This window comes from Pseudomonas sp. Colony2 (assembly GCF_019382755.1).
Classification (GTDB): Bacteria; Pseudomonadota; Gammaproteobacteria; order Pseudomonadales; family Pseudomonadaceae; genus Aquipseudomonas.
Genome location: NZ_CP080030.1, coordinates 2,590,787 through 2,601,109, shown reverse-complemented (window position 1 = coordinate 2,601,109; position 10,323 = coordinate 2,590,787). Strand labels below are relative to the sequence as shown.

At 61.1% G+C, this 10,323-nt stretch carries 9 protein-coding genes; 6 read left to right on the top strand and 3 right to left on the bottom strand.

Features of this window, described 5'->3' with window-relative positions:
• The first annotated feature begins 72 nt into the window (after positions 1 to 72).
• The 3 genes from JV201_RS10370 to JV201_RS10360 are packed head-to-tail and all read left to right on the top strand — an operon-like array spanning position 73 to position 2,470.
• Entirely contained in the window at positions 73 to 609 is a 537-nt protein-coding gene (locus tag JV201_RS10370) for a DUF3833 domain-containing protein (protein WP_219406853.1), read from the top strand.
• A gap of 17 nt (positions 610 to 626) precedes the next feature.
• Positions 627 to 932: a DUF6482 family protein gene (locus JV201_RS10365; RefSeq protein ID WP_219406852.1), complete on the top strand. Its 306-nt coding sequence runs from the start codon at positions 627 to 629 to the stop codon at positions 930 to 932.
• Positions 929 to 2,470 (top strand): cryptochrome/photolyase family protein, encoded by a 1,542-nt coding sequence (locus JV201_RS10360; RefSeq protein ID WP_219406851.1) that lies wholly within the window; start codon positions 929 to 931, stop codon positions 2,468 to 2,470. Before JV201_RS10365 ends, JV201_RS10360 begins: the two co-directional genes overlap by 4 nt.
• Here the strand turns inward: JV201_RS10360 and JV201_RS10355 are convergent.
• Positions 2,462 to 3,742: an MFS transporter gene (locus JV201_RS10355; RefSeq protein ID WP_219406850.1), complete on the bottom strand. Its 1,281-nt coding sequence runs from the start codon at positions 3,740 to 3,742 to the stop codon at positions 2,462 to 2,464. The two genes, JV201_RS10360 and JV201_RS10355, sit on opposite strands and share 9 nt — an antisense overlap.
• Before the next feature lie 133 nt (positions 3,743 to 3,875).
• Here JV201_RS10355 and JV201_RS10350 point away from each other — a divergent pair, with 133 nt between their 5' ends.
• Complete coding sequence (locus tag JV201_RS10350) at positions 3,876 to 4,340, top strand: hypothetical protein (protein ID WP_219406849.1); 465 nt, start codon at positions 3,876 to 3,878, stop codon at positions 4,338 to 4,340.
• A gap of 144 nt (positions 4,341 to 4,484) precedes the next feature.
• Here JV201_RS10350 and JV201_RS10345 read toward each other — a convergent pair whose 3' ends face one another.
• Positions 4,485 to 6,590, bottom strand: coding sequence for a TonB-dependent receptor domain-containing protein (locus JV201_RS10345; RefSeq protein WP_177023444.1), 2,106 nt, complete (start codon positions 6,588 to 6,590; stop codon positions 4,485 to 4,487).
• Between the two features lie 439 nt (positions 6,591 to 7,029).
• Between JV201_RS10345 and JV201_RS10340 the strand changes: the two genes are divergently transcribed.
• Both JV201_RS10340 and JV201_RS10335 read left to right on the top strand, forming a co-directional pair.
• Positions 7,030 to 8,217 carry an acyl-CoA dehydrogenase family protein gene (locus JV201_RS10340; RefSeq protein ID WP_003219870.1) on the top strand — a complete coding sequence of 396 codons (1,188 nt, stop codon included), beginning with the start codon at positions 7,030 to 7,032 and terminating at the stop codon, positions 8,215 to 8,217.
• A 22-nt stretch (positions 8,218 to 8,239) separates the two neighbouring features.
• Positions 8,240 to 9,328: a sigma-54-dependent Fis family transcriptional regulator gene (locus JV201_RS10335; RefSeq protein WP_003219869.1), complete on the top strand. Its 1,089-nt coding sequence runs from the start codon at positions 8,240 to 8,242 to the stop codon at positions 9,326 to 9,328.
• Between the two features lie 35 nt (positions 9,329 to 9,363).
• Here the strand turns inward: JV201_RS10335 and JV201_RS29650 are convergent.
• Positions 9,364 to 10,323 (bottom strand): ABC transporter ATP-binding protein (locus JV201_RS29650; protein ID WP_257903309.1); only part of this gene is annotated, 960 nt, incomplete at its 5' end.

The window sequence follows — 10,323 nt, the reverse complement described above, 5'->3', positions numbered from 1 at the left end:
GCTAAATACCTGTACAATTTTATTATTTTGTACAAGTATCAGCAGTATCAAGCCCTCTCTGGGAGAACCGCAATGACCCGTCTATTGGTTTCGCTGGCCCTGGTGCTGGGCCTGAGCAGTTGTGGCAGCGTGGATGTAAAACACTATGCCGACCAGCAACCCCAACTGGACCTGGTGCGCTTCTTCAGCAAGCCCGTCAAGGCCTGGGGAATATTCGAAAAGCGCTCAGGTGAAGTCGCCAAGCGTTTCGAAGTGAATATCGCCAGCCGCCGCGAGGGTGAAAACCTGATTCTCGACGAACGCTTTCTCTACAGCGACGGTACTCGCCAGCGGCGCGTCTGGACCCTGACCCCCGATGGCCCGAACCACTGGCGCGGCCGCGCCGACGACGTGGTCGGTGAAGCCAAAGGCGAAGTAGCCGGCAACGCACTGCGCTGGCGCTACATCCTGAGCCTGCCGGTGGACGGCTCCGTGTACGAAGTGAGCCTCGACGACTGGATGTACCTGATGGACGAAGACACGCTGATCAATCGCTCCAGCATGTCCAAGCTGGGCGTCGAAGTGGGCCAGGTGACGCTGTTCTTCCGTCGCCAGTCTTCGCAACCCTGACCGGCAAGGAGTGAATCATGAACCTGCAAACCCTGACCCAATTGGCCACCCAAGGCGACGTGCGTGAAATGGAACTGCTCTCCCTGGAGGGTGGATTCTATCTGGCGCGCGTCCGGCTGGACCATGGCCAGTTCACGTTGCTGGACGCGGCCGCAAAGCCCCTGCACTTTCGTTCCATCAACCACCTGCGTGATGTGTTGCAGTCAGTCCCGGCGTTCCCCTGCACCCTGGTGCATCAGTGCGTCCATGATGAAATGTGCGGCCGGCGTGAAGGGCCCATTGAGGCACTGCGAACGCCATTTTCCCTGGAAGCGCCCTGGTGACCAAGGCCGTTAGAAACCTGTGCCTGGTGCTGGGCGATCAGTTGTCGTTTGACCTGGCCTCACTGGGCGGGCTGGACAGCCAACACGATGCCGTCTTGATGGTCGAGGTGATGGAGGAAGCCAGCCATGTGCCCCACCATCCGCAAAAAATCGCCCTGGTCTTCAGCGCCATGCGCCACTTTGCCCAGGCGTTGCAGCAGCGTGGTATCCGGGTGCAGTACGTCGCCCTGGACGACCCGCAAAACACCGGCTCGGTACCCGGCGAGCTAGGGCGCTGGCAATCGCTGATGCAGCCACAGGAACTGCACCTGACCGAATGCGGCGACTGGCGCCTGGAACAATCCCTGAAAGACTGCGGCTTGCCGATCCAGTGGCATGCCGACAGCCGTTTCCTGTGCAGCCGTGACGAGTTCGCTACTTGGGCCAGCGGCAAAAAACAGCTGCGCATGGAGTTCTTCTACCGGGAGATGCGCCGCAAGAGCGGGTTATTGCTCAACGGTGACGGCACGCCAGTCGGCGGCGCCTGGAACTTTGATGCAGACAACCGCAAGGCACTGCCCAAGGGAACCAAGGCGCCCTACCCGGCGCGCTTCAGTTCAGACGCCATCACCCAGGACGTGCTGGCGCTGGTGGGTCAACACTTCAGCAGCCACTACGGCGAACTGGACACCTTCGATTACCCGGTAACCCACACCGATGCCCAGGCACTGTGGGACTACTTTCTGGATTACGGCCTGGCCGGGTTCGGCGACTACCAGGACGCCATGGCCAGCGACGAGCCCTTCCTGTTTCATGCCCGCATCAGCGCGGCGCTGAACATCGGCCTGCTGGACCTGCGCCAACTGTGCAGCGACGTGGAGGCCGCCTATTGGTCGGGCGGCATCGGGCTGAATGCCGCCGAAGGGTTTATCCGCCAACTGATTGGCTGGCGTGAATACGTACGCGGCGTGTACTGGCTGAAGATGCCGGACTACGCCACCGGCAATGCATTCGGCAACAGCCGCCCGCTGCCGGAGTTCTACTGGACGGGCGAGACGCAAATGAACTGCATGCGCCAGGCGATCGGCCAAAGCCTGAAACATGCCTACGCCCATCACATCCAGCGGCTGATGGTCACCGGCAATTTCGCCCTGCTGGCCGGCATCGTGCCCAGCCAGATATGCGAGTGGTACCTGGCGATTTACATGGACGCTTTCGACTGGGTCGAGCTGCCCAACACCCTGGGCATGGTCATGCATGCGGATGGCGGCTACCTGGGTTCCAAACCTTATTGCGCGAGCGGCCAATACATAAAGCGCATGTCGGACTACTGCCGCGACTGTGCGTACAAAGTCACTGAAAGTACCGCTGACAATGCCTGCCCGTTCAATGCGCTTTACTGGCACTTTCTGATGCGCCACGGCGACCTGCTGCGGGGCAATCAGCGCATGGCCATGCTTTACAAGAACCTCGACCGGATGCCTGAATCCAAGCAGGACGCGCTGTGGGAACGGGGCCAGAGGCTGCTGGCGAAGCTGGATGCGGGCGAGTCACTTTGAGCGGGCGACTTGGTGTTTGCCGGCACGCTGACCGAGCAGCATCAATCCACCTCCCGTCAGCAGCAAGCCCGCCGCGATAACGATATAGCCGCCGTACACATCCACACCTTGCACGAGGTTGAGCGTCTGGGAACACACCAGGGTGCCGGTCAGCGAGGCAATGGCCAGCACCGGCGTCACGGTCGCGGAGACTCGGCCCATATAGCCTGCCGGCACGGCCTCTTGCAGCATAGGCCCCTGCACCATGGCAAACACCGAAAAGCACAGCCCGCAGCAGAACATCAGCCCCCAGGCCAGGCAAAACGGCGGATGCAACGCATAGCCCAGGTAGCTCAGCCCCAGGCACAACAGCGCCACGGTGAACGCGCGTCGAATGCTCAAGACCTTCAACAGCGGCCGAACGAGAAAGGCCGCCACCAGCCCGCCGACGGGGAATGCGGCGAGTACCAGACCATATTCACGCGGGCTCAGGCCCAACGTTTTGAAGGCATACAACGACAGGACGACGTTGTTGATACCGAGGGAAAAGCCATATAACGCCACGCCGGTCAGCAGGGTTCGAATCGACGGGTGCCCCCAGGAAAACCGCAGGCCGGCCAAGAGTCCACGCCAGAATGAGGCGCGCTCTGCGGGCAATGCAGCCCCCAAATCTCGGGTGGCCAGGATACATAGCGCTGAACAGCTGAACGCCAGCACATTGATCAGCAACGCCCAGATCGGCCCCACCCACACAAACAGCGCCGGGCCCACGGAGGCGGAAAGCACCGAAATGCCCGTGAGGGAAAACATCGTCTTGGCCGACGCTTCCACCCGCCGCTCAGCGGGAATGATCACTTGCATGACCGCCTGCCGGGACGGGTTGAAGAACTGCGCGGCGCTGCTGTTCATCACCAGCAACAGCAGCACGCCGGCGAACACTTGCATCTGATCGAGGCCGGACAGCGAATAGATCAGGATAAAGATCAGGAAGTTGATCACCCGGATAGCGTCTGCGCTGATCATCACGTAGAGCGGGGTCAGGCGGTCGACCCAGGCACCCGCCAATGGCGCCACCAGCACCCGCGGGATCGCCGAGGCCGCCACCGCCAGGCCCACGGCACTGGGTAGAAAGGCGCTGTCACGGAACAGATCGGTCACCAGCCAGACGATGATCGTGCTCTCCAGCACATACTCGCCGAAGGACGAGAGCGCCTGGCCCAGCCATAAAAGTGAAAAATTGCGGCTGATGAAAAAACCGGCAAACCGGCTTTGCCCTTGATTCGTCCTGAACACCATCCCTTCCCTGTGCGAAACGCTGTGAAATTTTCCGGCCGCTGCGAATTGTTGTGAAGCCGGTGATAAATGGCCAATTGCCCATGCTAACGTCGGCTTCGATGTCATCCAATTCATTGAGGGAGCAGCGCCGATGTCTACTACCGTAACACCCGCCGGTGGCGGACCGACCACTCAAAAAGCCTCGACGTCGGTATTCGACGACAAGTTGAATATTTCCAAGTCGAGCAAGGTCATCGCCGATTACATGCGCCAAACGGGCAAGTCGGCCATCACCAAGCAAGAGCTTTCGCAACTGGCCAGCAATGCCTCGGGCAAGGTGCCGGCCGATGTGAGCACTGCGGCCCAGTACATGGAGCGCCATCCCGACGTGTTCACCGCGATCGAAACCCATGATGTGGCCGGTGCCGATAACTTTTCCGGGGTGTGGAACTTCGACTGGGCAGCCAACGGTGGGCTCAACGGCACGGCGACCGATGCCATCGCCAAGATGCAGGACACCTTTGATTTCGCGATCGCCAAGTCGGCGCAGATCACCGAGATCAGCACCGGCAAAAAGGCCGAGCTGGACTCGACCAAACAGCGGCCGCAGAACTAGGTTCCTCGAAATGATCGTTCCCACGCTCCGCGTGGGAATGCATACCGTGATGCTCTGCGTCACCATCACCTCTCGCATCGACGGCCGGACGCAGAGCGTCCAAGGCGGCATTCCCACGCGGAGCGTGGGAACGATCTGTCACGGTCAGAAGTGAAACGCCACCCCCGTGGTCACGTTGAACGCATCCCCCACATAGAAGTTGGCCGAGTCCTGGCCCTTGGCGTCGTACGCGGTGTTGGTGGCCGTGGCATAGCGCTTGTTGGTCAGGTTGCGTGCATCGACGAACACTTCCCACTTCTTGCTAGGGGCCTCGTAGCCCACCTTGGCCCCCCACAACGTATACGACGGCGCACTCAGGGAGTTGGCAAAGTCGACGTAATAGCTGGACGCCGCCCGGGCGTTGAGCTGCGCGTAGAAACCGCTGCCTTGGCGATATTCCAGCTCGGCCTGGTAGACCTGGCGCGGCAGGCCCGGCAGCTGGTTGTCGCCGAACACCGCATCGTTGCGGTAGTGGAAGTCGTTGAAGGTGTAGGCCTGGCGCAGGGTCACGGTGTCGCCATTGCCGCCGTCCCACAGTTGCGCATTCAAGCCGGCTTCGATGCCCTGGTGAATGGTCGCGCTGCCGTTGGAGGTGGCCACCAGTTGGTCCTGGGTGGCCGTCGCCTGGCGTACCACCACCGACAGCAGTTCTTTCTGCACCCACGAGCGGTAGACCGTCAGGCTGCCGTCAAAAATACCGTGGCCGCCGCGAATGCCGAACTCCACGGTGTTGGCTTTTTGCGGCCGCACATCACGGATGTATGGTGTGCCGGTGCTGCCCAGCTGCCAGGTAACCGGTGGATCCACCGAGCGGCTGACGTTGCCGAACACTTCGAATTCCGGAGTCAACTGATAGCGCAGGCCAATGCGCGGGGCGACGTCGGTCTCGTCGTATTCAACGCCACTGGGGAACGCGCTGGTATTGGTGCCGGTGCTGTATTCGATCTGCGCCTTGCGCTTGATATCAATCAGCGACAGCCCGGTGGACAGCCACGTCCGGTCATTCAGTTGCAGTTCGTTACCAAGGGAAAACACGGTGTCCCGCGAGCCGGTGTAGTTGGTTTTCTGCTGGGTGATGCCGGTGGCCTTGCTGTGGGATTTCACATCGGCCAGGTACGCCAGCGTATTGCTGAAGGTCACGCTGCTGTCGCTGCGCAGGCCGAAGAAGGTGTCGGCGGTGCGCAGGTAGCGCAAGGTCAGGTTGACGTCCTGGGAGCGCCATTCCTGTGGTGTTGGCGAATAGCGCCAGCCGTTGTCCAGCGGGTAATCGTTGTAGCCCAGGCCGACTTCGAGCTTGGCATTGTCGTCGAAGGTGTAGGTGGTGGTGCTGCCCAGCAACGTCGAGCCGTCCTTCTTGCGCCCGATGGGCACGAGGTTGCTCGTGGGGTCGTGCTTGAGCTGGTATTTGGTCAGGGTATTGCCCTGGCTGAGGGTTTCTTCCTTGTAGCGAATGTAGAAGCGCGTCTCCAGTTGCGGGCTGAACACGTGGCCGAAGTTGGCAACGATCCCCTGCCCCTTGTTCGGTGTGTTGTCCTGGTAACCGTCACGCTCGTTGTGCTGGATGCTGACGTAATAGTCATTGTCGCCGTCCACGCCGCCGGTGCTCAGTTGCTCCTTGCGATAGCCGAAGCTGCCGGCTTCGAAACGCGCGTAGTTGCCCGGATCGGTGCGGCCGGTCTTGCTCACGAAGTTGATCGCGCCGCCCAGGGACAAGGCCGAATAACGGAAGGCGTTGGCGCCGTAGAGCACCTCGGTGTGGTCCACGGAAGCCATGTCCAGCATGTCTTCCTGGGTACCGCCCGGGCCGGTCAACGGCAGGCCGTCATAGAGGAATTTGATCCCCAGCACATAGCCTTGATAGAAGGTGTTGAGGCCCGAACCGCGGATCGAAATCTTGTTCGCGCCCGAGCCGCTGGTGGCCTGGGCGAATACGCCCGGCTGCAACGCCAGCACGTCCTCGGCGTTCGCCGCGCGGCCCTGTTCGATCTTGCGGTTGTCGATCACTGCGGTTTTGCCGGGCACCTTGGACAGTTGCTTCTCGGCCTTTTGCGCTTCGGTGGCTTCGGCACCGGTGACCACTACCGTGGCCAGGGTCGGGTCCGCCTGGGCGGCAAAGGCCGCGCCGTGTATCAACATCAACAGCACGCCAAGGCTGGACGCGGTGGCCAGTGACTCAAAACGACGAGCGCGAGGTTCAAACAGTTGCCGCATGAATTAAATACTCCTGGGGTCTCGAATTAGTTGGAGCATCTATTCGTATAGTCGCGCTCTGTTTCCAACTTTGCAGGGTTCATGCCACGTCCAAGCCTCAATAAACACTGGCCGGCCACTCTTATTAATCGCCACAAGTGCAACACTTTGCTGGTGAAATGTTCGATTCCGGACAATACAAAAACCACCCACAAACACTTATATGCTCAAGCAATAAAAGCATAACGAAAGCCCCGCCCTGCGGGCACAGGACGCAACTGTGCAAATTCCAACAGCCCTCCAACAAAAGTTGCGTATTCGACACTGTCCGCGCCTGCATCCCCGTAAGAAGTCGCAAGTTATCGGCTTATTGTTACTTGGTATGGGTCTTGCTCTATCCATTGCCTGTTGAAACAAATCAGCTCGAGCATTCTCGACTTAAGCAACGAGGTATTCACGCGTGACGGTCAACTTACTCTGCACCCGCAGGACGCCACTGGAGATTGCCCGTGACCTGGCGACCGAGTTCGCGCGCACCGCCGTCGACCGCGACGCCAGCGGCGGTACGCCCAAGGCCGAACGCGACAAACTGCGCAGCAGCGGCCTGCTGTCCCTGAGCATCCCCGGGCAATTCGGCGGGCTGGACGCCAACTGGTCGGAAACCTTCGAGGTGGTGCGCGAATTCGCCCGGGTCGACAGCTCCATCGCCCACGTATTCGGCTTTCATCACCTGATGCTCGCCACCGTCCGGTTATTCGCCACGCCCGCACAATGGCAAACCTGGTTCAGCCTGACGGCCAGCAACAACTGGTTCTGGGGCAACACCCTGAACCCCCTGGACACCCGCACGGTGGTCAAGCGCCACACGGGCTGGCGGGAATTCTCGGGACAGAAGAACTTCTGCTCCGGGGCCAACGACTCGGAAATGCTGATCGCCTCGGCCATCGATGAAAGCGCCGGCGGCAAGTTGCTGATCGCGGCGATTCCCAGCGCCCGCAGCGGGATCATCCTGCACAACGACTGGAACAACATGGGCCAGCGCCAGACCGACAGCGGCAGCGTGACCTTCAAGCGCGTGCGCGTGGAAGAGTCCGACCTGTTGCTGGACCCGGGCCCCCTGAGTACTCCGTTCGCCTGCCTGCGGCCGTTGATTGCGCAACTGCACTTCGCGAATATCTTCCTCGGCATCGCCGAAGGCGCGTTCGAAGAAGCGCGCCAATACACCCTGGAAGAAGCCCGCCCGTGGTTCCGCTCCAGCGCCAGCCACAGCACCCAGGACCCTTACATCCTCAGCCACTACGGCGATTTCTGGGTGGCGCTGCAAAGCACCCGCCTGCTGGTGGAGCGCGCAGGCCAGGTGCTGGACGCGGCATGGGCCAAGGGCTCGGCCCTGACCAGCGAGGAACGCGGCGAAACGGCGATTGCCATCGCCACCGCCAAAGTCGCCGCCAGCCGCAATGGCCTGGAGTTGTGTAGCAAGGTCTTCGAGGTCACCGGCGCACGGGCGACCAACGCCTCGGTGGCCCTCGACAGGCACTGGCGCAACTTGCGCACCCAGAGCCTGCATGACCCGCTGGACTACAAACTTCATGAACTGGGCGAGTGGGCACTGAACGGTACCGCGCCCATCCCGACGTTTTATTCCTGATCTTTTATTCAAAGGGATAACCATGCAACTGCTGACCCTACCGCCCTCGCCCGCCCTTGCCACCTCCATCCGCGCCACCGCGCAGGTGTTTGAAGATCCCAGGTCCAAGGCCTTGCTCAAGCATGTGCAACAAGTCGCGCCGAGCGAAGCCAGCGTGCTGATCATCGGTGAAACCGGCACCGGCAAAGAGTTGGTCGCACGGCATATCCACAACCTCAGTGGCCGCAAGGAGCAGCCATTCGTGGCGGTGAATTGCGGTGCGTTCTCCGAATCACTGGTGGAAGCCGAGCTGTTCGGCCACGAGAAAGGCGCGTTCACCGGTGCCCTCGGTGCCAAGGCCGGCTGGTTTGAAGAAGCCAACGGCGGCACGCTGTTCCTCGATGAAATCGGCGACCTGCCCATGTCGATCCAGGTCAAGCTGCTGCGGGTATTGCAGGAGCGTGAAGTAGTGCGCCTGGGTTCGCGCAAAAGCATTCCGATCAATGTGCGGGTGCTGGCGGCGACCAACGTGCAGCTGGAAAAAGCCATCAACGCCGGGCATTTCCGCGAGGACCTGTTCTACCGTCTGAACGTGGTCAACCTGGAACTCAGCCCGCTGCGGGATCGCCCCGGCGATATCCTGCCGCTGGTGCAGTACTTCATCGACACCTACACCCGCCGCCTCGGCTATGGCGAGATCATCTTGAGCAAGGAAGCCGAGCAACGCCTGGCCACCTACAGTTGGCCGGGGAATATCCGCGAGCTGGAAAACGTCATCCACCACACCCTGCTGATCTGCCGCGACGGCGTGATCCAGGCCGATGACCTGCGCATGTCCAACCTGCGTATCGAACGCCAGGAAGACAGCACCACCGCCCATGACCTGCTCGACCAGGCCTTCCAGCGGCTGTTCGAGGAGCAGATAGAAAACCTCCACGAGCAGGTGGAACGCAGCCTGCTCACCGCCGCCTACCGGCTGTGCCAGCACAACCAGGTGCACACCGCCGAGTTGCTGGGGCTGAGCCGCAACGTGACCCGCACGTTGCTGATCAACCTCGGTGAGCTGAAGGTCAACAAGCGCCGCCCGCTGGCCGGTGCCAAGGATGACAGGGTGCTGCACCTCTCGATCTGAACCTGACTGCGCGGCGTACCCGGTACGCCGCTTGGTCACACCACCGCTTCATCCAGCGCATCGCTGAACTGGCGACTCCACAACCGCGCATATTGCCCGCCCTGGCGCAGCAACTGTTCGTGGCTGCCGTCCTCGATCACCCGGCCATTGTCGAACACCAGGATCCGGTCCAGGTGGGCCACGGTGGACAGCCGATGCGCGACCACCAGCACGGTCTTGTCTTCCATGATTTCGTCGAGCTTGTCCTGGATAAAGCGCTCGGTGATCGAGTCCAGGCTGGAAGTGGCTTCGTCCATCACCAGGATCGGCGCATTTTTCAGCAACACCCGGGCAATCGCAATGCGCTGGCGCTGGCCGCCGGACAATTTGACCCCACGCTCGCCCACCAGCGATTCGTAGCCGTGTTCCATGCTGTCGATAAATTCACTGGCGCCGGCGCGGTGGATCGCCTCGGCGACCTCGTCCATCGAGGCATCCAGGCGGCCGTAATGGATGTTTTCGCGAATGCTGCGGTGGAACAGGCCGGGCTCCTGGGGAATCAGGCCGATCTGCTGGTGCAGCGAATGTTGGGTCACCTCGCGCACGTCCTTGCCGTCCACCAGCACCTGGCCTTGCTGCACGTCGTAGAGACGCAGGAGCAAGCTCAGCAGGGTCGACTTGCCGGAGCCCGAAGCACCCACCAGGCCGACTTTCTGGCCGGCGGGGATGACGATATTCAGGTGTTCGAAAATCGAACGGTCACCGCCATAGCTGAAGCCGACATCGCGAAACTCGATATCGCCGCGCTTGACCATCAGCGCCTTGGCGCCGGGTTGGTCGATGACTTCATGGGGGCGGATCAGGGTGCGCACACCGTTGGCGATATTGCCGGTGGCTTCGAAGAATTCGAGAAAGCGTCGCGACAGGTTTTCCACATCGCTGATGATCAACAACGAAAGGCTGGTGGACATGACAAACGCAGCAATGTCGATACGGTGGCTGCGCCACAGGTAGAG